We start from the raw sequence: 22,901 nt of genomic DNA, 5'->3' as shown, positions 1-22,901 counted from the left end.
ATTATTTCGCCGCCCGGCTTTAGCCGCCGCATCGCGCTGGCAGCTACCCCACAAGGAGGTATGTGGCTGGGCTACGATGCATTGGCGCACGGCAACTACGACGTGTGGCTGGCGCGGTTGGGCAAACCGGCTGGCGCGCCTATCCACACCGACACGCTGCTGCAAGCGACCCGTGACGCCAGCACCGACGACTCGCCCAGCCTAGCCTGCGGCCCTGACGGCACACTGTGGGTAGCCTGGAATTCGCTGCGCGGCTTGGTCCATGAGCCGTTCCGCGCCGACCAGCACGCCGGCGGCGTCTTCGTGCGGGCCCTGCGGCACGGCCGCTGGCTTACCCCGCCCGCACCTGCCCCGGGTTTGCCCGCTGGCCAGGTGAACCCCTGGGGAATCGACAAATCCGCCCACGATGCCGTAGAGCCGGCCTGGCATTGGAAACAGACCCAGAATTACCCAACGATATGCCTCGACCGCCAACAGCGCCTGTGGGTGCTCTGGCGCACGGACCCTACCGGGGGACACAATTTTGACTTGTGGGGCCGGGTGTATGGCCCGGCTGGTTGGTCCCAGGAGCTGCACCTGACCGAGTTTTCCCCCGGCCGCGACGAGTGGCCGGCGCTGGTCCCCTTGCCCAACGACCGGCTGCGAGTGGCTTGGGAAGGCCAGGTCCTGCCTCCCAAGGGCGACGAGGCCAAATACCAGGGCGGCTTTGTGGACGCCTACAACACGCGCGCAAATGCGAATGTGGTGCTGACGACTGTGCTGGACCCCGAAATGCTGCGCTGGACGCCCGCACCGCTCCAGCCAGCGCCACCCGAAGCCTTCGACCCAGCCGCTGTGGTGGACCAACCCCTGCCTGGGCCCATACCCGGCACGGCCCGCACGGCCGACGGTCGCTATGGTCTCTACTTTGGCGACCCCCACAGCCACAGCGTCCTCAGCGACGCCAAATACGGATGGCCCGACCAGCTAGTGGCCCTGGCCCGAGGACCCCTGGGCCTGGATTTTAGTGTCGTGAGCGACCACGCCGAGATGGGACGCTTGCAACCGTCCGAATCGGCTGAACTGCAGGAGGTGGCCGGCATCTTTACAACCCCGGGCCGGTACGTCAACCTGCTGGGTTTTGAGTGGACCGCTGCCCCGGATTATGGTCACCGCATCGTCCTCTATCCCGGGCAAAATGCTCCCACCTTTAGCTCGGCGCTGCCGGAGGCCAATACTGTGGACAACCTATACGAGCGTATAAAGCCCTGGGGCGGCTTGGTGTCGGCGCACCACGCCGGGCAGGCCACCTGGGGCCGCTGGAACCCCAATGCTCCTTACGACGCAACCGCCGAGCCCAACTTTGAAATCACGTCCTGGCACGGGCGGGCCGAATTTTATGGCAACCCCCACGAGGGCCGGCGCCAGGTGCCCGGTCACCAGTATCAGGATGCCTTGCGCCTGGGCCACCGCGTGGGGGCAATGGGAGCCAGCGATACCCACCACTTAAGCCCCGGCGACGGCGGCTTGACCGTGGTGCTGGCCGACAGCCTCACCCCTGGCAGCCTGGTAGCGGCCCTGCGGCAGCGCCGCAACTACGCTACCAGCGGGGCCCGCATCGTGCTCGAATTTACCCTCAACGGCCACCCCATGGGTTCGGTATTGCCGCTGCCAGATTCGGCCCGGCTGGTGGTGCGGGTAGAGGGCACCGCCCCGATTGACCGCGTCGAGCTGGTGCGCAATCTGGACAATCGGTTTGCCTTGGTGCGCGTGGAACAGGAGCCGGGCATGAATAAGGGGACCTTCCTCCTTTACGACCCCGCGCGGCCCCAGAGCGGGCAGCAGCTACGCACGGAGGACCTGCGCCGAATTCGCTTTGCGGTAAGCGAGTCCACGAAGGGGCAAGGGCCGCTCCTCTACTATGTGCGCGTGACCCAAACCGATGGCCAACAGGCTTGGTCGTCGCCTATTTGGCTTGACGTTCCCACTCTGCCCAGCCAGAAATAGCCGTTCGGCAACCTGCCCACCGAACGGATAATCAGCCTACTTCATCATCCCCTTCTTTGTTGAGCTTATGCAAGCGGTATCTTTTGGGGGCCTAGGAATGGCCCGGTGGTGCTTCACCATTTTATTGTGCTCGTTGATTGGTCTGCTGCGGGCCCAGCCAGTAACTACGCCGGTGCCGCGCAGCATTACCCTGCTCTACACCAACGATTTTCATTGCGCCATCGACCCTATTCCGGCCTACTGGCTGCCGGGCCAGCCTCGGGTGGGCGGTGCCGCCCACCTGGCCACGCTCGTCAACCGCATCCGCCAGCGAGACAGTACCGTGTTTCTGTTCGACGCGGGCGACATGTTTACCGGCACCCAGTCTTTTTTGAGCCGGGGAGCCGTGATGATGGAAATGATGCGGGCCATGCGCTACGATGCGATGGCAATCGGCAACCACGAATTTGATTACGGCTCCGACAACTTTACCCGGCAGATGAACCGGGTACCCTTCCCTATACTGGGAGCTAACATTTTCTTTCAGGGCACCGACCATCCCTACTGCCGCCCATCCGTGATTCTGGAGCGCAATGGGCTGCGGGTAGGCGTCATCGGCATTATTGGAGCCGATGCCCGTGACGTATCGCTGAAAACTGGTGTGGCCACTCTGGACTTTCGCGACCCCGTGCCCTTGCTGCAAGCGGCAGTTGATGAACTTAAGCCCCAAGTAGACTTGATTGTGGTGCTGGCGCATCAGGGCCAAACGGGTCCAATGCAAACCGACGCCGAGGCACATCCGGACCTGCAGCGTGCATTTGCAGAAGATATCCGCGTGTGCGGGGCCGTGCGGGGCATCGATGTGTTTGTCGGAGGGCATGCTCACCGCGGCATCGAGCAGCCCTATGTGCATTCCCAAACCGGTACCCTCATTGTGCAAACCTACGGGTACGGTACCCGCCTGGGCTACCTCACCCTGCAAGTGAAAGGCGGGCAGGTATTGAGCCATCGGGGGGAGCTTCTCAAAGTCTATACCGACAGCCTGCCCCCCGACCCTGCCGTCGTGCGTGCGTTGTGGCCGTACCAGCAGCAGTTAGCGCGGGAAATGGGTCCTCCCCTGGCGAACGCGCCACGCCGCCTGGTGCGCGACTACCGCACGGTATCGCCGCTGGGGGCGTTTGTAGCTGACGTGATGCGGGCTACTTCCGGCGCCGATGTGGCGTTTGTAAATGCTGGCGGCTTACGAGCCGACTTGCCGCAGGGGCCCGTCACCCGCGCCCACGTACTCGATGCCTTACCTTTTGAAAATACATTGGTTATGTGCACCATGAGTGGCACTCAAGTGCTGGAGGCGTTGCGGCATGGCCTGACCCGGGAGCGTGGCATGCTGCAATTTTCCGGCCTGCGCGTCCGAACCCGTCGCGATGGCACGCTGGAACAGGTCTTGATTGGCGGCAAGCCACTGGTGCCCGCACGGAGCTACTCGGTAGCCGTGAGCAGTTTCATACAACAGGGCGGCGACCTGTATGAGGTATTCACCCACGCCAGCAATGTACGAGATAGTGGTAAGCTGATTTCCAGCATCATCTGTGACTACTTGCGCCAACACGGATTTCCGGCGGCAGAAAGCGTTTCCCGCTTTGAAGTGAAAGGAAAGTAGTGTCATGCGTCCGCGTGCCTGCTCCACAAGGTGCTCTTTACTTGAAAAGGGTTCTCCTCTACCGACGGCTGGCCACCGACCAATGTGCTTCCTCCAGCTTTGAAATGCTAGGCGTGCCTCCTCCCAATTGTGGCATCAGCGCTGGTAATAGTATCCAGAAACATTGCTGTACCTATCCAAAATTCCTGGATTACTCCAGAAGAATCTATCATCAAAACAGAATAGCAAGCCTGGCAATAGATGTGATTACATTACACCAATAATCTGTTTAACAATGCTTTATATAACAACCGGATACTGTTATGTGATTGCGAAACCAACTGGAAATATGGTGGCATAACGCTTGATTTAGCTAGGTCAGAAATCACTTCTTCCTGTCCTGCGATATGCCAAACTCCAAGCAAATTATCGAAGGTATCTACCGCCATATCCAGGAAAATAATTTGAGCAAAGTGCTGCCCCTGCTGGATGAGCACGTGCAAATCCACGTTCCGGAATCGCTGCCTTTTGGGGGCATCTACCACGGGCGGGCGGGCTACATCTCCCTGTTTTCAGCCATCACTCAAACGTGGGCCAGTCTGCAAACTGAATCCATTCAGTACTACACCCGCAACGACGTCCCCGACGACGTGGTGGTGGCTACCGGGGAGCTCAGGGCCCAGTTACAGCGAAATAATGCCCCCTACGCCATGCCTTTTATGAACCACTGGCACCTGAAGGATGGGAAGGTAATTGAGCTCACCGTTTTCTACTGGGATACGGCCCTGCTGCTGGCCACCTTCCACAAAAACCTGCCCGGGCCCGCTTCATCCAACGGCATTTATCCGACCGGCCCGGAATCGCCCCAGAGCTGACATCATTGGTCCAGCTTGGGCATTATCTCCGCAACCGTGGCTTATCACGGACAAAATCCCGCGGCCCCAGGTTAGAGCGTGGCCCGACACCATTTGTTTTTTCACCCCATTAATTACAACCCCATGAAAACCAATAACTCCATGAAAACCAAAATTCTGTGGGCTGCGCCGTTGGCGGCCCTCGCCCTCGTGCTCGCCTCGTTCACGCTGCTTAAGCCGGAAAAGAAAGCCAAAAAGACCTTCGTGCTGGTGCACGGGGCCTGGGTCGGCAAGTACGCCTGGGATAAGGTGAAGCCCCTGCTGGAAAAGGATGGCAACAAGGTAATCGTGTTCGACCTGCCGGCGCACGGCGACGACCAGACGCCGCTGGGCGAGGCCACGATGGACAACTACGTCAAAACGGTTTCGGCCTACATCAACAAGGAGCCGGGCAAGGTGGTGCTGGTAGGGCACAGCCTGGCGGGCATGGTGATTACCCAGGTGGCCGAAAGCATTCCCAACAAGATTGAGAAGCTGGTGTACCTCTCGGCCTTTCTGCCGCAGAATGGGCAGTTCGTGCTGGGCATCCCGGACCCTAATAGCCTGTTTGGACCGAACTTGGTACTATCGGCTGATAAGTCGAGCGCTACCATCAAGCCCGAGGCCATCGTACCCATTTTCGCCTCGGACTGCTCCGACGACATCAAGAAAATGGTCGTGGAGCGGCACCGCACCGAACCCTTACAGCCTTTCACGGCCAAAGCAGCCGTAACTGAGGCCAATTTCGGCCGGGTGCCCAAATACTACATCGAAACGCTGAAAGACGTGGGTGTGAGCACCAACCTGCAAAAGCAGATGGTGGCGGCGAATGGCCACGTCGTGAAAGTATTCACGATTGACAGCGGCCATACCTCCTTTTTCGCCAAGCCCACGGAGTTGGCCGGCATTCTCAACAGTCTATAGGCCCGGCAACGCCATATTGTGAGCAGCTTACTTCGACAAACCGTCGAGGCCCACGGCGGCCTCGAACGCTGGCACCGGCTGGAAATGCTGACCGTGAAAGCGAGATTTGGCGGCGGCCTGTGGGGCATTAAGGGCCAAGCCGAAATCATGGCGCACGAGCTGGCTGTGACCGTGCAGCTGCATCGCGAATGGACCTCGCACCTGCCCTTCGGCGCGCCCGACCACCGCACCGCCGTCACGCCCGGCCGAGTGCTCATCGAAACCACTGCTGGCGACGTGGTAGAGGAGCTGCTAAACCCGCGCGCGTCCTTCGCCGGCCACACGCTCTACACGCCCTGGACGCCGCCGCAACTAGCGTATTTCATTGGCTACGGCATGTGGAATTACCTCACATTTCCCTTCACCTTCACACTGCCTGGCTGCCGGATTGCGGAGCTGGGGGCTTGGGAGGAAAACGGCGAAATCTGGCAGCGCATGCAGGTCACGTTCCCCGACTCCATCGCCACGCACTGCCCGGTGCAGACCTATTACGTCGCGCCGGATGGCCTCATCCGCCGGCATGACTACGACGTGGACATCAACGGCGGCACGCCGGGGGCGCACTACTTCTCGGGGCACGCCACGGTGGCTGGCATCACGCTGCCCACCGAGCACCGGATTTTCATCCGCAACGCGGATTTGACCCACGAGCCCGAGCCACTGATTGTGTCAATTGACGTGTGCGACATCGAGTTCAGCTAGCGCTGGCAGTATAGGCAGCGCCAAATGAGCAGGGCTTTCCAAGGAAATCCAAAACCACCCTAATCACCCCCTTACAATCCCATTATGCGGTACATCAAAACGGGCACCGATGCCGCTGGCAACGACCTTCACGTAAATTATACTGACCTCGGTCAGGGCCCCGCTATCGTGCTGATGCATGGCTGGCCGGCCACCCACGCCATGTGGGAATACCAATTAGCCGAGCTTCCTAAACACGGTTTCCGCGTGGTGGCCCACACCCGCCGCGGCTTCGGCCTCTCCGACCATCCCTGGGACGGCTACGATTACGACACGATGGCTGACGACTTGAAGGCCGTGCTCGACCACCTCGATTTGCAGGACGTGACGCTGGTGGGCTTCTCGATGGGCGGCGGCGAGGTGGCCCGCTACATGAGCCGCCACGGCGGTGCCCGAGTGGCCAAGGTAGCTTTCATTTCGGCCGTAACGCCCTTTTTGCTCCAGTCCGAAGCCAGCCCGGACGGTGTGCCCCAGCAAATCTTTGACATGTTTGAAGGCGCCATTAACAACAACCGCTTCGGCTTTCTGACCGATTTTGCGAGGCTGTTCTTTGGGGTCGGACCTTTCGCCCCGGCCGTGGACCAGCCCACGCTGGACTGGATGCAAAGCATCTGTCAAACGGCGTCGCCGCGGGCCACCACGGCGTGTATTCATGCCTTCAGCGCCACCGACTTTCGCGCTGACTTGGCTACGATCAAGGTTCCCACGCTCGTGATTCACGGCCGCGAGGACAAGATTGTACCCATTGCCGCCGGCGGGGCCCGCGTTCCCGATTTCGTGCCGCAAGCGCAGTTCGTTCCCTACGAAGGCGCGCCCCACGGCCTGTTTCTCACGGAGAAAAAACGCCTGAACCGTGACTTGCTGGCTTTTGCCGGCGGCCAGCCGGTCGATAATCGCGCCTAGCAAAGCAGTGGTCCGGCTGTCCGCAAGGAGGCATAGGGACTTTCCTATTGCAGTAAGAAGGGGCTAGCCTGGTAGCAGGACCTCCGAGCGGATAGCCGGACTATACGCTTTCAGAATCTGAATTTACCCGCGCACCAAGCGCTCTAATTCATCTTAATCCAGTTTAGTATGGAAACTCTCCCATTCATTGAGCACCACATCCCGCGGGATAAGGGTAGCATTTACGTGCGTGATTACGCCGGCGCCGGACCAGCCTTTGTGCTCATGCACGGCTTTCCGGACAATCTGCTGATTTACTCTGAACTGATTCCCTACCTCGTCGCGGGCGGACGCCGAGTCGTGGCCTTTGATTTTCTGGGTTTCGGCGCTTCCGAGAAGCCGACGGACGCCATCTACAGCTTCCGACAGCAGCTCGGTGACCTCCTCACCGTGGTGGAGGCGCTGAACCTGGGCAAAATCGTGCCGGTTGGCCACGACTCTTCTGGCATGGCCGCGATGGATTTTGCCTTGGATTACCCGCAGTACGTCGATTCGCTCTGCATTCTCAATTGCATCTATTCGCAGACGCCTACCCTGCGATATCCGGCGTTTATTGAGCTGTTTGCAAACGATAGTCTTAAAGACTTCGGCCGGGCCCTGCTCCAAAGCCCGGAGCAATTTGGCTGGGTCCTCTACTTTCAGCGCGACCATTTTTTGCAAGGCCTTACCGATAAGCAAAAGATTCACAACAAAGAAGTTATCGGGACAATCATCGATAACAATTTCCGGCAGCAGCCCAGCGCCGGGCCGGCCTTCGCCCAACTGACGTCCCAGTTCAACGACGCTGTGGCGCGCAATACCCGCCGGCTCTATGAAGTGGAGGCCCTCGATATCCCCGTCAAGATAATCTGGGGCGAAAATGACCCTGACCTGCATACGCAGTTGGCGGAAAATTTACACGCGCACCTTAAGCATCCGGAGCTGCACTTCGTTGCCGCCGGCCACTGGCTGATGATTGATGTGCCGGAGCAACTGGCGCACCTAATGCTAACCCAAGGTGCTCCGCGTCTAGTGAAAGGGGGCTTGTAATCTTCTTGAAACGCCAACAACGCACCTCTTAATCCCATGGAAACAATCACGGAAGTACGCCACCAAGTGGTGCGGGTACAACTACCATTTGACCATTTTACGCGCAACATTGAAGCAGCTCTGCCGCCGCTGGACCGGGCCTTGATGGATAAAGTCGGAACCGAGCCCGGCATGGTGGAAGCGGAACTGGCTAAGCGGCACGGCCACGGATTCCTCTTTATGCAAGTAGACCACGGGTTGCTGCTAACGATGGTAGGGGCCCCGCGCAAAGCAATGCTCTACGCACTCGGCAACCCCTTGACGCTCTCGAAAATGACCCGGCTGGATATGCGGGCGGGACTCTACGGACCGCTGCACCTGCTGGTGTATGAAGACGATAGCCAGCAGGTATTCGCGGAGTACGATTTGCCCTCTTCAGTTTTCGGGCAGTTTGGCAACCCGGAAGTGAAGAAAGTGGCGGAATTCATCGATGAGCGGGTAGCGGAGTTGATTGCGGAAGCAGACCAGGAATCGCACTAGCTATTGTCGAAAAAGCCATCATGCTTTGCTACGCGTTGCATGATGGCCTAGCAACTTGGTTTACTCTCTTTTCCTTTTACCCCCATGACCGACAGCATCGCAGCCAGCCATCAAGTGGTGAAGGTGGCCTCCTCTTTCGCCCAGTTCACGAAGCACCTCGAAGCTGCGCTGGGACATCTTGACCGGGCGATGTTCGGCAAGGTGGAGACGGAACCAGCCATGGTTGAAGCCTACCTCAAGCAGCTAGGTGGCGAGCAGGATTTGGTCTTATTCGGAATGGAGGACCATGGGGCCCTGCTGACCATTGCCGGGGCACCGCGCAGGGCCAAACAGTACGCCATCGGCAATCCGCTCATTGCCATGTCCATGACGCAGCACGATATGCGCGCCGCGCTGTATGCTCCGTTGCGCGTGCTCGTGTATGAGGCCGCCGACCAAAAGGTTCGCGTGGAATATGACTTGCCCTCCTCGCTTTTTGGGCAGTTTGGGAATGCTGCCATTAGCAAAGTGGCGGACTCGCTGGACGCGAAGCTGGCCGCGCTAATTGCCAGCGTAGACGAGCAAGGCGCTAAATAATACCTGCTCGCCGAACTGCGGAACTACCCCATTTTTTACCCCGGAGCCCGGTGCACCTGCCATTTGCCCCTACTATGAGCGACACTGTTGATGCCCTTGCACCCTGCGAGCCTGTAGCGGAGCCGCAGTCGAGGCTCTTGCTGTTGCTTGTAATCCTGACGGCTCCCCTGCTCTCCGTGTTGGACGTGTTCATCGTAAATATGGCCATTCCCGCCATTCGAACCGACCTGCACGCCACCGGCGCCGACCTGGAACTGGTGATTGCCGGTTACCTACTCGGATTTTCTTCCTTCCTCATCACTGGCGGCCGGGCCGGTGACCAGTACGGCCGGCGCCGCATTTTTCTCGCGGGGCTGGTACTGTTCACGCTCACCTCCTGCCTGTGCGGCCTGGCCCCCAGCATTGCCCAACTGGTATTGTATCGCTTCCTGCAGGGCGTAACTGCGGCCTTCATGGTGCCGCAAACCATCGCCCTGATTCAAGTCAACTTTCCGGAAGCGCACGCCCGCAACAGGGCGTTTGGCTACTACGGCATCACGCTGGGCTTGGCTTCGATGCTGGGACTGTATCTGGGTGGCTTCCTAGTGAGCACGGATTGGGGAGTGGCCGGTTGGCGGCTCACCTTTCTGGTAAACTTGCCCATCGGAGCCGCAGCTACTTTAGCTGCTTGGCACCTGCTGCCCGAAACGGTACCCAACCATGCTCAGCGATTCGATTTTCGCGGCGTGGCCCTGCTCACCGCCGGGCTGGTGGGCGTGGTTTATCCGCTAGGGGTAGGTCGGGAATTGGGCTGGCCCCTTTGGAGCGTAGCGATACTGCTGACAGGCACGACGGTTCTGGCCGGCTTCGTGGCGCAGCAGGCCCGGCTGGGGCAGCGCGGGGGCAATCCATTGCTGGACGTTGGCTTATTTGCCTATCCATCGTTTAACCTGGGGATGGGCGTGCTAATCTTCTTTTTCAGCGTGCATAACTCGTTTTTGCTGATGAGTACTGTGTATTTGCAGAGTGGTTTGCACGTTGATTCCTACGCGGCGGGGTCCACCTTCCTATTTTTAGGAGCGGGCTTTTTGGTCTCTTCCTACCTGTCCATTCGATATATTGCTCGCTTTGGGCGGCGCCTGCTCCAGTTCGGACTGCTGCTCATGCTGGCCGCGTTGGCCAGCCAGATGCGGTGGGCCCCGGCGTTTGGTTCTTCCACGGCGGGGCTCAAAGGACTGCTGCTGCTCTACGGTTTAGGCAACGGCTTGGTATTGCCTTCGCTGCTGAACGTGGCCCTGCGCGGCTTACCGGCCCGTTTTGCCGGCGGAGCGGCTGGGGTCTACTCAACATTTCAGCAGGTAGCCTCGGCGCTGGGCGTTACCGTAATTGGAGGCCTTTTCTTCTCGTTTTGGCACCCCGGGCAGCCGGCGAGTTACGTGCACGCCTTCCGCTATGGGCTCGGGGTGGACATTGCGTGTCTGGTCCTGGCCGCCCTACTATTGGAAAGGCTCAAAGAGCCCAAGGAAAGCAATTGAATTGTGGCGCTGCGAACTTTTAAAAAAGAAAGGTGTTGGGCATAAAATACCGATTGGTATATTTGTAATTCATTTCCTTTTCCCCATGTCCAAAGCCGAGCGCACCCGCCAGTTCATCATCGAGCAAACGGCTCCCATTTTCAATAAGCAGGGCTACGCTGGCACATCCCTGAGTGACTTAACCACCGCTACCGGACTGACCAAGGGTGCCATCTACGGCAACTTCGAAAACAAAGAGGAAGTGGCCCTAGCTGCTTTCGACTACAATTTGGGACTGGTACAAGCAGGCCTGCGGGCCGGTGATGCAGATTCCGGTCCGGCCCGGGAGCAACTACTGGCACTGCCCCGCTTCTACCGGACTGTCTTCCCCGAACTCAGCCAATGCGGCGGCTGCCCCATCCTCAACGCGGCGGTGGAAGCCGACGATGCCCCGCCCAGTGCCTTGTTGCAACGGGTAAAAGACAGCGTGAGGCGCTGGCACCGCCACGTGGTGCGGCTCATTGAGGCCGGCCAGCGGACCGGCGAAATCCGGCCGGAAGCCGACGCCGGGCGCTACGCCACCTTATTCATCGCGCTGGTGGAAGGCGGCATTCTGCTGGCCCGGGTTGCGGGCGAACCCTCCGCGCTGCACACTACCCTGGACCACATCGAGCATTTGATTGAGACCGAACTGACCGAGTAATATTTTTTTGATTCAAAATTATACCGATTGGTATAATAACCAATTTTCGCATGAGCACTCTTCGCCTTTTTCTCTTATGCGCCACGGTCATTTCTGCGGCCGTCATGGAGCTCATTGATACCAGCATTGTGAACGTGGCCCTCTCCCACATGGGCGGCAACCTGGGTGCCACGCTGGCCGACACCTCGTGGGTTATCACGTCCTACGCCATTGCCAACATCATCGTCATCCCGATTAGCAGCTTCCTGGCAGCACGTCTAGGACGGCGGCGCTACTTCATCGGGTCGATTATCCTCTTCACGGTGGCGTCGGCCCTGTGCGGCACGGCGGGCAACATCTGGACGCTGGTGGCCTTTCGCTTTATTCAGGGTTTGGGCGGCGGGGCCTTGCTGTCCACTTCTCAGGTCATCGTTTTTGAAGCCTTCCCGGTCGCTAAGCGCGGCATTGCCAGTGCCCTCTTTGGCATTGGGGTATTCACCGGACCCACGATTGGGCCGACGCTGGGTGGCTATATTCTGGACGTGACAAGCTGGAACTGGATATTCTTGGTCAATGTCCCCATCGGCATTCTGGTGACCATCCTTTCTATATGGCTCGTTGCGGAACCCGCGCCCACAGCCAGCCGCGAGAGCCTGCGCATGGACTGGATAGGCCTGCTGCTGCTCGTGGTCGGCATTGGAGCCCTGCAAGTAGTGCTGGAGCGAGGGCAGGAAGAAGACTGGTTTCAAACCACTTACATTGCACAGTTGAGCGTAGTAGCAGCCGTGGGCCTGGTCGGGTTCATTTGGTGGGAACTCACCACGGAATTTCCCATCGTGAACCTGCGCGTGCTCAAAAGCAAAACGCTGGCCGTGGCAGCCGTGCTAACCTTCGTAACGGGCATGGGCTTGTTTACTTCCGTGTACCTCACGCCCGTATTTGCCCAGCGCCTGCTGCACTTCCCGGTGCTTGATACCGGCCTGCTGTCCGTGCCGGGTGCCATCATCGCCATTTTTGCGCTCATCCTCACGGCGCGGGCCTTGCAAAGCGGCGTACCGATTCCGGTGGTCATCGCGCTGGGCTTTCTGCTTTTCTTTGGCTTCAGCTGGCGCATGTCGCTGCTTTCGGGCCTGGCGGGAAAAGGCGACTTTTACCTGCCGCTGATTATGCGCAGCGTGAGCATCGCCCTGCTCACCGTACCGCTGACGGCGCTGGCCGTGTCGGGGCTGGCACCCCAGGACATTGCCCAGGGGGCGGCGCTGAACAACATGATGCGCCAACTTGGCGGCTCCTTCGGCATCGCCTTGGTTAATACCTTCCTAGCCACCCAGTTTGCCGTGCACCGCCAAGCCCTAGTGACGCACCTGACCGCTGGCGATTTAAACGTCAGTGAACGGTTGGCCGCCACCACCAATCTGGTTGCGTCCCGCATGGGAACGGCGCCAGTCGAGGCCGTTCAGCGGGCTTACCAACTACTGGACAGCCGGGTGAACCTGCAGGCGGGCATTCAAAGCTACAACGATGCCTTTCTACTGGTGGGCGGGTGCTTTCTGATTGCCATGCCCCTTTTGCTGCTCGTATTGCGCCGCCGGCCGGGGGCCGCACCGGTCGTGGTCAGCCTCTCCGACCATTAAGCCGGGCTTCCATATCCTTTAAATTCTCATTTGTATGCCTGAACTAAAACGAGTGGTCGTGACGGGCGTGGGTGCCCTCACCCCCATCGGCAACGACGCCCCTTCCTTTGGCCGCGCCTTGGTGGCGGGAGTGAACGGCGTAGGCCCCATCACGCGCTTCGATGCCGCCAAGTTTAAGACCCGCTTCGCCTGCGAGCTGAAAGGGTTTGACCCACTCAATTTCCTCGACCGCAGCGAGGCCCGCAAATACGACCCGTTCACGCAGTATGCCCTGGTAGCCGCCGACGAAGCAATTCGTCACGCCCAACTGGATTTCGACCAGCTGGACCGCACTCGCATCGGCGTTATCTGGGGCTCGGGCATGGGCGGGCTGCAAACGCTGCAGGAGCAGATTTCGGACTTCGCTGGCAGCGACGGCACCCCGCGCTTTAACCCGTTTTTTACGTCCAAAATCATCATTGACATTGCGGCGGGTCTTATTTCCATCAAGTACGGATTGCGCGGTCTGAACTACGCCACCGTTTCGGCGTGCGCTACGTCCACTACTTCGCTGATTGATGCCTTCAACTACATTCGCTGGGGCAAAGCGGACGTGCTGATTTCGGGAGGTTCGGAGGCTGCCATTAACGCCACTGGCATCGGCAGCTACAACGCGACCCGAGCGCTGTCCACGCGCAACAACGACTACGCTACAGCCTCCCGCCCCTTCGATGAAGACCGGGACGGCTTTGTATTGGGCGAGGGTGCCGGGGCGCTGGTGCTGGAAGAATACGAACATGCGCTCCGGCGCGGGGCTCCCATCTTGGCCGAAGTGGTGGGCGGGGGCATGGCCGCCGATGCCTACCACCTCACCGGCACCCACCCCGAGGGCGAAGGGGCCTACCTAAGCATGCAGGCGGCCCTCGATGATGCTGGCCTGCATGCGGCCCAGATTGACTACCTCAATGCCCACGCCACGTCCACTGGCCTGGGGGACGCGAGCGAGGCCAAGGCTATCGAGCGGGTATTTGGGCCCGCGCCTTACCTCCACGTCAGTGCGACCAAGTCAATGACCGGCCATCTGCTCGGGGCTGCCGGGGCCATTGAGGCCATTGCCTGCGTGCACGCGGTACAGAATGACATCGTTCCGCCCACTATCAATACCACCGCGCTGGGCCCGGAATTCATTGGTCGCTTTCCGCTGGCGCTACACCAGCCAGTGTACTTGCCGGTAACCTACGCCATGAGCAACTCCTTTGGCTTCGGCGGGCACACGGCTACCATCATTGTGAAAAAATATACGGCGTAGCGGCAGGCTGGCTTATTGGCGGTCCCACCAGCCGCTAATAATGGGCTTCCTTGGCACTTCCGCGGATGCGGCTAAGCGAGGTATCGGTCACGCCCAAATAAGAGGCAATGTGCTTGAGTGGGGCATACTGCAATACTTCAGGGCTGGCCTTCATGAGCTTTTCGTACCGGGCTGTCGCCGTTTCCCGAATTTGGTCCAGCATTCGTTCCTGCATGCTGGCCAGCGTCCGCACAAGCACCGACCGGCCGAACTCCCGAAACTCCGGCCGCGCATGGAACAGTGCATTGAACTGCTGGTGCGTAACCAACCAGCCCGAACACTCGGTCAGGGCTTGCATGTATTGTTGAGAAGGCGTTCGATTGAAGAAAGAAGATGCCTCAAAGGCAATCTGCCCGCCCGAATAAAAACCAGTAGTGACTTCGTTTCCTTCGGTATCGTACACAAATGCCCGTAATAACCCGCTGTCTAGGAATAAATAGGCATCGCTGACGCTGTCGGCGTGCAACAAAAAGTCACTTTTGTGAAGCATGCGATGGGTAAAACTCTCAGCAATATCGCTAGCCTGCGATGCGTTGATAAAGCCGGCACGCTGTAGAAACTCCACTAATTTTTCCTTGGCCATGAATGCTGGTAATGAATGAGAACGAAGCCAGCAGCAGCTTTTTTCATCTATCTCGCAAACTACACAGTTTGCATCAAACGTGCTGGCGATATTATACAGCAACCGATGTTTGCATCCTTGGTCAGTAAAGAAGTAAGTATTGAGGTGTCAAGTTATCCCAGACGGAATTCCAATCAAAGCGAACTATTTGAGCTCCTAGCTGGTGTTAAAAAAGGTGCGCCTTTCTGCAACCCCATCCCCTACTGGCTGCGCGAGGCAACACAACTGATTTTGATGGGTCAAGAAGTGGGTTCTGAAAGTTTTTGGCTGGTTGCTTTATGAGCTATGGTTTCTGAACCACATAACGCACAATTAACTACGCCCGCGTCTTGAATACTGCAAGTAACCAGCGGCAAGTCCAAACGCGACTTTTGGACCAACCTTTTAACCAAGGCCAGCTATTTGCTGAACGCGGCTCGGCTGGACGAACGGCCTTCTGCCTAACGGGTACGCCCGGGCCGGGCATGGTGCTCAGTTCCGGCGTTGTTGCAGCACATTGCGCTCTGCCAATGAAGGCCACCGGCTCCGCCTAATACCGGGACGTCATCGACCGTGGCAGGGCCAACGGGCTGTTTACGAAGCTGAAGCAGGCCCAAAAGCACCGGCTGTCGCCACCATGTTGGCGGAAAGCGGCGCACTACTGACCCGGCTCGCGCCTACCCCACCAACAGTAAATCTTCCAGCCGGGTGGTGTACTGCGGCGTGCGCCACTGCGCCTGCCCTTCCCATGGCGCCCGCAAGTGGCCGGCAGGCAACACCAGGGAGGCGAGCTTCACGGTGCCTTTGCCAAAGCGGCGGTTCAGTGCATCGAGCTCGGCCATTAGCCGGCTCCGCTTTTCGGAAACCGGCCCGGCTTCAAACAGCGTCAGCTGGGTTTGCCCTTCCGGCTCCAGGCCGTCGAGAATCACGCCCGCTTTGGTGTAGCGGGTGCCCGGCTGCCAGAGGCGCTTGAGCGCCGCCCGCGCAAACCGGACCAGTTCCATGGTGTCGTTAGTGGCCACGGGCAGGGTCAATACCGCCGAGCTGGAGTACGGCGGCGCTTCCAGCCCGTAGCGGCTCTTGCTCAGGAAAACCGTGATGAGGTGGGCCGCGTCGCCCTGCCGGCGCAGCTTCTCGGCCGCCCGCGAGGCAAATGCGCTGACCGCGCCGGTGACATCGGGAAACTCCGTCAGCGGCCGCCCAAAGGTGCGCGAGCAGCACAGGCTGCGACGGGAAAGCGTGCCGTCCTCACTCGGGGCCAGGCCCTGGCAGGGGAGGCCCTGCAACTCGCGCACCAGCCGGCCGCCCACCACCCCGCCCAGGTGCTTGCGCGCAAAGGCCTCGGAGCAGCCGGCCAGCCCCGCCGCGGTGGTGATGTTGGCTGCGTAGAGCTTCTGGGCGTACTGCCTCCCGATGCCCCACACGTCCTCTACCGCCACCTGCTCCAGGGCCCAGCGGCGGCGCTCGGCCGTGTCGAGGTGGCACACCCCGCCCAGGGCCGGGTTCTTCTTGGCCAGGCGGTTGGCGAGCTTGGCCAGCGTTTTGGTGGGCGCGATGCCCACGCAGGTGGGAATGCCGGTGCGGGCCAGCACGTTGGCGCGGACGTCACGGGCGAACGTATCCAGGCTGTCCACCACGAAGGGCTCCATGCCGTGCAGGTCCAGAAAGGCCTCATCGATGGAGTACACTTCCACCGCCGGCGTTACCTGGCTCAGGTACCACATCACCCGGCGCGACATGTCGCCATAAAGGGCGTAGTTGCTGGAGAACACGGCCACGTGGTGCTGCTCCAGCAGAGGCTTGACTTGAAAATACGGGTCGCCCATCTGCAGGCCCAGGGCCTTGGCTTCGGCCGAGCGGGAAATGATGCAGCCGTCGTTGTTGGAAAGGACTACGACGGGCCGGCCGTCGAGCCGGGGCTGGAAGACCCGCTCGCAGGACACGTAGAAGTTGTTGGCGTCGACTAAGGCATACATGGCTAGTCGCGGGTGCGCAGCAAAGCCGCCAGTTTACCGGGAATTAATTCGTGGAGCACGTGGGTGACCACCCCCCAGATGCGCACGTCGCCGGCGTCGCGAATCTCCCAAGGCTGGTAGTCGGGGTTTTCCGGCTTGAGCCACCAGGTGCCGTGCACGCAGACCAGGCGCTTGACAGTGCACTCCCCGTCCACAACGGCCACCACGATGTGGTTGTGGTCGGCTTCCAGCTGCTTGTCCACGGCCAGCAGGTCGCCTTCGTGAATCTCGGCGTTTTTCATGCTCTCCCCGCTCACCCGCACCAGGTACGTGGCGTCCGGGTGACGCAGCAGCAGGCGGTTTAAATCGAAGAGCTCATCGGTATAGTCAGATGCCGGCGAGGGAAAGCCGGCGGATACCGAACAGCTGAAAAGCGGGAGTAAAAACGGGGTCTGGGAGTCATGGACGGGGATTAGTTCGACGTTGCGCATGGGTGGTATGGAGTAGGCGTACCCACAATAATACGCGCTACTAATAAAATTAGTAACAAGAAAGCTAAAAATAGTAGTCAATCCTGGCGCCAGGTCAGGCCTGATGGGCCGTGCGCAACCGTCACCAGCCCGCCACACCCCGAGGCCAGCCTGCCCAAAAACAGGCCCGCGCCGGGGCACTCTTCGCTTATAAAAAGTGGTTTTTCAACTCCTCAGCCTTGAAGCTGACCAGTTGAAAGGAGTGACTGATTTAACCCGGTCCCGGAGGGGGCAGTAGGGAAAGAAAGTCTAATAAAAAGAGCAAAAAGATATATAATAAGAAGCAAAAAATAAACTATCAGGTGACTATTTGCGTTTAATAGGTATAACAAACGCCCACAAAAACAGCGCTTTATTATGAAAAAGACCCGCAAGCCATCCACCTGCCAAGCTGCCGCTGCTACCTCTCCCCGCCCCGATGTGTACCAGATTGTAACCGACCGGATAGTGGCCGCACTGGAAGGCGGCGTGATTCCGTGGCGCAAGCCGTGGAATGCGGTCTACGGCCTGCCCCGCAACTACGCGACCGGCGCGGCTTACTCGGGCATCAATGCCTTTCTGCTGCACTTCAGCGGCGCGCTGCCCTTTTTCCTGACCTTCAAGCAGGCGCTGGCCTTGGGCGGCAACGTGCGCAAGGGCGCCAAGGGGCACCCGGTCGTGTACTACAACGTGTCGGTGCGCGAGAACGAGCAAACCGGCAAAGAGGAAAAGCTGCCCTTTCTGAAGTACTACACCGTGTTTTCGGTAGAGGACGTTGAAGGCATCGAGTTTAACCTGCCCGCCGTGGAGCGCCACGACCACACGCCCATAGCGGCGGCCGAAGCCATTGTGTGCCGCTGGGAAGGACGCCCCGCCATCGAGCACCGGCACCAGCGCGCTTACTACTCCCCGTCGCTGGATATTGTGAATATGCCCGAGCGGGCTACTTTCACCACGGGCGAAGGCTACTACGCTACGCTGTTTCACGAGCTAACCCACAGCACCGGCCACGCTTCCCGGCTTGACCGCCCGGACCTGATCGCCGGCGAAGGCAAGCTTTCGGCCAGCTACGCCCGCGAGGAGTTGACGGCGGAGATGGGCGCTTCCTTCCTGTGCGCGGCCGCCGGCCTCGATACCGCGCAGACCGAAGAGAATGCCGTGGCCTATATCCAGACGTGGCTGGAGCGGCTCAAAAACGATAAAAAGCTGGTGCTGCAAGCCGCCAGCAAGGCCCAGCGCGCCGCCAAGCTGATTCTGGGAGTCGAAGAAGAGGGCGAATCAGTGCCCGCCCCCGCTCCGGCCCGGGTGCTGGAATTCGCGCTGGCCGAGGACGAGGTCAGCCAGCAGTACCGGGACGCCGAGCTCAGCTGGCTGGCCGCTGCCTGAGTTTCCCCGCGGGCAGTCGCTTCCGGCGGCTGACCCTAAGGCCGGCCCTTTACCTCCTCATCACTTCCCCCTCATCACTTCCCCACCGTCCCATGAATGCAGCCGAAGCCCCCGTTTTCGGGGACCCCGATTGGAACCAGTACCGCGCCCGGGTTGCCGCCGCGCTGACCGACGTGGAAGCCGACATGCAGCAGCGCGGCTACGGCCTCAACAACGAAGGCCTGACGCTGGAAGTGGCCGGGCGCCTGCAGCTGGGCCTGGCCACGACGGATGATTTTCAGGTCCTCGAAGCCCTGGTGAAGGCCTTGCGGCCCATTGCGCGCGAGGCGGTTCGCACCACCCGCGAAAACCAGGGTGGCCAGTATAGCCTGCTTTTGCTTTAAACTTTATCACGACCCTCACGATGAATACTCCCCACCAGCTAACCATTGGCGACGCCGTGCTTTATCCCCGCGAGCAGGCCGTGGGCCTCATCTACGAGGTGTACGAGCGGGGCCCGGATGAGCGGCCGGGGGTGCAGGTGCTGCTCAGCCGGGGCGGCCGCGACCTGAGCGGCTTCAGTGCCGGGGAGGCTGACCAGTGCCTGCACCCCCTGGGCGGCCCTACCGGGTTCGCCTACGAATTCACCCAGGTCGGCCAACTGCACGCCGACTACCACGGCGGCCGGTTTGCCCAGGCTTTTGCTACGGCCCGGCTGCTGGCCGGCTTCCGGGACATTCGCTACCTGCACGCGCGCTGAGTAGCACCGGCGCTTTGGCTTCCCTCCACCCCTACCCTACTCTCATGACGCAGTCCCTCAAATCCGTTCCCTTAGCTAATCCCTTCCCGCCCCAGCAGGCCTACCTGGCCATTGAGCAGAAACCCGCTGATGCTGCCGAAAAGCGCCGCCTGGAGGCCTTGCGCCGGCACGTGCAGGCCCACACCCACACCACCGATTTGCGCGGGCTGGCGGGGGCAGTGAAGAAATTGCTCGGCACCGGCTACGAGGTCGGCTGCGGCAGTGCCCACGTCTGGGTGTTGCGCGCCGGCGAAACCGAGCGCCTGGCCATCGTGGCCGACCGACTGACGACTGCTTACCGGGATTGGTTTGAGCCCTCGCTGGGGCAGACGCCCGCAACCAGCCGGAGCCCGAACCGGCGCCTGGGGATTCCAGGGGCACCACTGGCGCCGGCCGTCGGCCCAGCCTGAGGGCGGGCCCCTGCAAAGGCGGCTGATTTGGCTGGAGCAGCAGAAAACCGTTTCATTTGGCTTATAAAACCTATTAATTCGGCCGGTCCACGCCACATTTTGCGGAGCTGGTGCGGCAGGCAGCCCACTAGCAGCTCCCGCGCTTCCCGGACCGCCACGCTGTCGAGCAGGCAATTGCCCAAGCCGAGCGCATGCCCCTGCCGCTGATGGCCCGGCAGGCAAGCATGTTTGCCGTGGACTAACTGCTTTCCATTCCGGGCGCAACAGTCGAGCCAGGCTGTTGCGCTTTTTGGGGTCTTGTGCGCGCTGGGCAGTGGGGCAAAGAAGAGCGGATGAAAAGAGCAAAATGATATAAAATAAATGGCAAAAAGAGAACTACAGACCGCGTTAAATCGTTTATAATACAGAAGCAACCAGCAATAAATCAGCTCTGTATTATGGAAAAGGCCCCTCGCTCAACTCGCCCGCAAGCCCTGCTCTTTAGTCTGCACAACACGGAACTGGTAAAGCCCGAGGGAGCCAACTTCCCCCTGCCTCCCCGCCTGTTCCTGCGCACCCGCGCCGGTCAGCCCACCCAGATTGTGGCTCTGTGTGGCACTACCGGCAACCTCTTCCCCACCACGACCTACGACCGCAGCCCGCTGCAGGTAGTGGGCGCGCGGGAATACCCTTCGCGGGAGGCGCTGGGGGAATACTTCCGGAGCCAGTACGCCGCGATGCTCCCCGCCGAGGGCGCGGCCATGCTGCTGGGCGTGGACGGCAGCGTGCGCGAGGTGCGTCCGGAGAAGGGCCGCAAAACCTTTCAGCTAACCCAGCTTTGCGCGGCGCTGGAGGCGGATTACATCGACGTGCATTGCCCGCAGCACGGGCCCTACGATGGGTATATCCTCGTTTTTGACGACGAGGGCAAAGACCGCCGCCGGCCCATCAACCCACTGGCCACGGCCGCCTGGTTTGAGACCTACCCGCTCGACCAGTACTCCCCCGTGGACGTGGTGGCCGGCCCGGTGCTGCTGATGAAATCCAACATGATGCGCTAACCCCGCCCGCGCTCAGCCGCTCCGCCAGGACCCGGGGCGGCTGAACTCGCGCCTGGTATCACTTTATCCGCTCACTCATGCCCGCATCATCCCAGTTGCCCCAGACTCCGGAAATGGAGGCACTCCGCGCCGAGCTGCGCTGCATTTTGCAGCACCCCGCCATTACCCCGGCCCGCCGGCAATCCGCCGAGCAGCATATCAGCGGATGCACGGCAGCGGGGCAGCTGTGGAAGTGGCTGGCGCTGGCCGTAGCCGAGTGCGCAAGCTGGGAAGAGCAGACCCTGGCCACGGAAGCAGCCCAGGGCTGCAGTTGCAACCGGTTGCCGCTCCAGAGCCAGCACCTGTGTCAGTGGTAGGGGCCATTAGCGGGGCCATTGCAAAAGCCCCGCCGGCTTGATTTTCTAAAAACCGGCAAGCTGGTTTTTCAGGTACGACGTAAAGCCTATACCTTACGCGCTTTATTCTGTGCCTTTTTCAGCTTTTTCTGATGTCCAAAGTTGCTGCCCCAACCGTCGCTTTTACCGAGCCGCTGACCAGTCCGCCCCGGGTACACTACCCCGGCACCTTGGCGGAATTGCTCGAAGTAGCCGGCACCCGCAAGCGCATCGTGGAGGCCTGGGGAGTGTCGGCCCGTACCTACGACACCCGCAAGCGTAGCCCCGGCACCTGCACGGTGGGCGAGCTGCAGCAGCTGGCGCGGGTGCTACAGGTGTCCGAGGAGGAGTTGTTCGCCGTGGTGCGGGCCGAAGCGGCTGCTGCCAACACCCGGCAGGTGGAAGCCAAGGGCTGATTATCGCAGGCCGCAGATTTTCAAGAAAAGACCGCCGGGGTTCTTGGTCGCCTTCACCTTGTCGGTTTTGAGCTGGTAGGTAAACTTAAACAGCTGGTCCAGGTGCTTGGGGTCGCCGAGGATGGTGGCCACCAGCTGGGGCTGGGTGATGCCCAGTGCTTCCAGGCTTTGCCGGGCCGCGTTGGCCCGGGCATCCTCCGAAGGCTGCTCGAAGGGAATGGGCAACTGCTGGGGCTGCTGGCGGGCAATGGTGAAGCGCACCGCGTCGTAGGCCCGCCCCTTCTTGACCAGCTCGTAGTTAATCTTCAGGTCGGTGTGCTCGGTGACCTGGCGCACGGCGATGTCGAGCACCCGGGCCTTGAGCTGGCTGATGTTCTGAAACAGTTCCGGCTCCTTTCCTTTGGGGTCCTTCAGGTGCAGCATCTGCTTGAACTCGTCCAGCGGGTAAGTGCGCGTCGAAGCCTTGTCCTTCCACTGGCTCACGAGCTGGTAGATGCGCTTGGCGTACTTGCTGCTCAGTTTCAGGGCCGAGTGCAGCTGGTAGGAGGTGAAGTTTTCCTTAAGGTTGAACAGGAAGGGCCGGATGGGCGCCGCCAGCTGAATCTGCAGGCAGCCCTTGCCCTTGATGTATTCCACCCGCTGAAACATCCACAGCTGCTGGTACGTGCGCTCGTTTTCCACCTCGAACATGCGCGAGCCCATATCCGCTGTCGCTTCGCGCAACTGCTGGTAATTCCACTGCCGCCCGGTCAGGGCCTCCACATCCTTCACGTAGATGGTGTACTCCTGGTCCGCCGTATCATCCCGGCGCAGCCGGGAGAGCAAGTAGAAGAAGATGTCCAGCTGGCACGCGGTGTAGTCGTAGCGGGCCTGGGTGATGGCGTTGTGCTGGCGAACGACCGGAACCGGAGCTGGTTCCACAAGCACAACGGCAGTATCTTCAGGCTTCATAGACTAGGACATAAGGCGGTGGGAATAAAGCAAAGATAATGAGCCGGTAGCTAAAAAACCACAGTGGTAGTTGGGCGT

25 protein-coding genes are annotated in these 22,901 nt (G+C 60.2%); 21 read left to right on the top strand and 4 right to left on the bottom strand.

Annotated elements, in window-relative coordinates:
- From AAFH49_RS19610 to fabF, 13 genes are all read left to right on the top strand, one after another.
- Positions 1-1,986 (top strand): CehA/McbA family metallohydrolase (locus AAFH49_RS19610; RefSeq protein ID WP_342300853.1); only part of this gene is annotated, 1,986 nt, incomplete at its 5' end.
- Positions 1,987-2,053: 67 nt separating this feature from the next.
- A complete protein-coding gene (locus tag AAFH49_RS19605) occupies positions 2,054-3,625 on the top strand; it encodes a bifunctional metallophosphatase/5'-nucleotidase (RefSeq protein ID WP_342300852.1) in 1,572 nt (523 codons plus the stop codon).
- A 386-nt stretch (positions 3,626-4,011) separates the two neighbouring features.
- Positions 4,012-4,479 carry a nuclear transport factor 2 family protein gene (locus tag AAFH49_RS19600; protein ID WP_342300849.1) on the top strand — a complete coding sequence of 156 codons (468 nt, stop codon included), beginning with the start codon at positions 4,012-4,014 and terminating at the stop codon, positions 4,477-4,479.
- A 123-nt stretch (positions 4,480-4,602) separates the two neighbouring features.
- Positions 4,603-5,421 carry an alpha/beta fold hydrolase gene (locus AAFH49_RS19595; protein WP_342300848.1) on the top strand — a complete coding sequence of 273 codons (819 nt, stop codon included), beginning with the start codon at positions 4,603-4,605 and terminating at the stop codon, positions 5,419-5,421.
- Positions 5,422-5,439: 18 nt separating this feature from the next.
- Positions 5,440-6,162: a hypothetical protein gene (locus AAFH49_RS19590; protein ID WP_342300846.1), complete on the top strand. Its 723-nt coding sequence runs from the start codon at positions 5,440-5,442 to the stop codon at positions 6,160-6,162.
- Positions 6,163-6,246: 84 nt separating this feature from the next.
- Positions 6,247-7,104, top strand: coding sequence for an alpha/beta fold hydrolase (locus AAFH49_RS19585; protein WP_342300845.1), 858 nt, complete (start codon positions 6,247-6,249; stop codon positions 7,102-7,104).
- Positions 7,105-7,272: 168 nt separating this feature from the next.
- Positions 7,273-8,172, top strand: a complete 900-nt coding sequence (locus tag AAFH49_RS19580; RefSeq protein ID WP_342300844.1) for an alpha/beta fold hydrolase — start codon at positions 7,273-7,275, stop codon at positions 8,170-8,172.
- Positions 8,173-8,208: 36 nt separating this feature from the next.
- Positions 8,209-8,691 carry a DUF302 domain-containing protein gene (locus tag AAFH49_RS19575; protein WP_342300842.1) on the top strand — a complete coding sequence of 161 codons (483 nt, stop codon included), beginning with the start codon at positions 8,209-8,211 and terminating at the stop codon, positions 8,689-8,691.
- 84 nt (positions 8,692-8,775) lie between these two features.
- Complete coding sequence (locus tag AAFH49_RS19570; protein ID WP_342300841.1) at positions 8,776-9,267, top strand: DUF302 domain-containing protein; 492 nt, start codon at positions 8,776-8,778, stop codon at positions 9,265-9,267.
- Between the two features lie 74 nt (positions 9,268-9,341).
- On the top strand, positions 9,342-10,781 hold the full coding sequence (locus AAFH49_RS19565) for an MFS transporter (protein WP_342300840.1): 1,440 nt from the start codon (positions 9,342-9,344) through the stop codon (positions 10,779-10,781).
- An 85-nt stretch (positions 10,782-10,866) separates the two neighbouring features.
- Entirely contained in the window at positions 10,867-11,463 is a 597-nt protein-coding gene (locus AAFH49_RS19560) for a TetR family transcriptional regulator C-terminal domain-containing protein (protein ID WP_342300839.1), read from the top strand.
- Between the two features lie 50 nt (positions 11,464-11,513).
- Positions 11,514-13,076 carry a DHA2 family efflux MFS transporter permease subunit gene (locus AAFH49_RS19555; protein WP_342300837.1) on the top strand — a complete coding sequence of 521 codons (1,563 nt, stop codon included), beginning with the start codon at positions 11,514-11,516 and terminating at the stop codon, positions 13,074-13,076.
- A 34-nt stretch (positions 13,077-13,110) separates the two neighbouring features.
- Positions 13,111-14,364 carry a beta-ketoacyl-ACP synthase II gene (gene fabF, locus AAFH49_RS19550; protein ID WP_342300835.1) on the top strand — a complete coding sequence of 418 codons (1,254 nt, stop codon included), beginning with the start codon at positions 13,111-13,113 and terminating at the stop codon, positions 14,362-14,364.
- A 34-nt stretch (positions 14,365-14,398) separates the two neighbouring features.
- Here the strand turns inward: fabF and AAFH49_RS19545 are convergent, their stop codons facing one another.
- Positions 14,399-14,986 carry a Crp/Fnr family transcriptional regulator gene (locus AAFH49_RS19545; protein ID WP_342300833.1) on the bottom strand — a complete coding sequence of 196 codons (588 nt, stop codon included), beginning with the start codon at positions 14,984-14,986 and terminating at the stop codon, positions 14,399-14,401.
- Positions 14,987-15,001: 15 nt separating this feature from the next.
- Here AAFH49_RS19545 and AAFH49_RS19540 point away from each other — a divergent pair, with 15 nt between their 5' ends.
- Complete coding sequence (locus tag AAFH49_RS19540; RefSeq protein WP_342300832.1) at positions 15,002-15,307, top strand: hypothetical protein; 306 nt, start codon at positions 15,002-15,004, stop codon at positions 15,305-15,307.
- A gap of 374 nt (positions 15,308-15,681) precedes the next feature.
- Here the strand turns inward: AAFH49_RS19540 and AAFH49_RS19535 are convergent, their stop codons facing one another.
- Positions 15,682-16,980: a Y-family DNA polymerase gene (locus tag AAFH49_RS19535; protein ID WP_342300831.1), complete on the bottom strand. Its 1,299-nt coding sequence runs from the start codon at positions 16,978-16,980 to the stop codon at positions 15,682-15,684.
- 2 nt (positions 16,981-16,982) lie between these two features.
- Complete coding sequence (locus AAFH49_RS19530) at positions 16,983-17,450, bottom strand: LexA family protein (RefSeq protein ID WP_187455491.1); 468 nt, start codon at positions 17,448-17,450, stop codon at positions 16,983-16,985.
- Positions 17,451-17,846: 396 nt separating this feature from the next.
- Between AAFH49_RS19530 and AAFH49_RS19525 the strand changes: the two genes are divergently transcribed.
- The 7 genes from AAFH49_RS19525 (at position 17,847) to AAFH49_RS19495 (ending at position 21,872) form a co-directional block, all read left to right on the top strand.
- Positions 17,847-18,854, top strand: coding sequence for an ArdC family protein (locus AAFH49_RS19525; RefSeq protein WP_342300829.1), 1,008 nt, complete (start codon positions 17,847-17,849; stop codon positions 18,852-18,854).
- Between the two features lie 92 nt (positions 18,855-18,946).
- A complete protein-coding gene (locus AAFH49_RS19520) occupies positions 18,947-19,237 on the top strand; it encodes a hypothetical protein (RefSeq protein ID WP_342300828.1) in 291 nt (96 codons plus the stop codon).
- Positions 19,238-19,257: 20 nt separating this feature from the next.
- Positions 19,258-19,593: a hypothetical protein gene (locus AAFH49_RS19515; RefSeq protein WP_342300827.1), complete on the top strand. Its 336-nt coding sequence runs from the start codon at positions 19,258-19,260 to the stop codon at positions 19,591-19,593.
- 44 nt (positions 19,594-19,637) lie between these two features.
- On the top strand, positions 19,638-20,042 hold the full coding sequence (locus AAFH49_RS19510; RefSeq protein WP_342300825.1) for a hypothetical protein: 405 nt from the start codon (positions 19,638-19,640) through the stop codon (positions 20,040-20,042).
- 437 nt (positions 20,043-20,479) lie between these two features.
- Positions 20,480-21,082, top strand: a complete 603-nt coding sequence (locus AAFH49_RS19505) for a hypothetical protein (RefSeq protein ID WP_342300823.1) — start codon at positions 20,480-20,482, stop codon at positions 21,080-21,082.
- Positions 21,083-21,159: 77 nt separating this feature from the next.
- Positions 21,160-21,438, top strand: a complete 279-nt coding sequence (locus AAFH49_RS19500) for a hypothetical protein (RefSeq protein WP_342300822.1) — start codon at positions 21,160-21,162, stop codon at positions 21,436-21,438.
- A gap of 131 nt (positions 21,439-21,569) precedes the next feature.
- On the top strand, positions 21,570-21,872 hold the full coding sequence (locus AAFH49_RS19495; RefSeq protein ID WP_342300820.1) for a hypothetical protein: 303 nt from the start codon (positions 21,570-21,572) through the stop codon (positions 21,870-21,872).
- On the opposite strand, the gene AAFH49_RS19490 is transcribed toward AAFH49_RS19495, so the two are convergent.
- Positions 21,873-22,823: a replication initiation protein gene (locus AAFH49_RS19490; protein ID WP_342300819.1), complete on the bottom strand. Its 951-nt coding sequence runs from the start codon at positions 22,821-22,823 to the stop codon at positions 21,873-21,875.
- Between the last annotated feature and the right edge of the window lie 78 nt (positions 22,824-22,901).

This window comes from Hymenobacter segetis (genome assembly GCF_038448715.1).
GTDB lineage: Bacteria > Bacteroidota > Bacteroidia > Cytophagales > Hymenobacteraceae > Hymenobacter > Hymenobacter segetis.
Note: the sequence above shows the minus strand (reverse complement) of the source record. Positions and strands in the feature narration are given on the sequence as shown.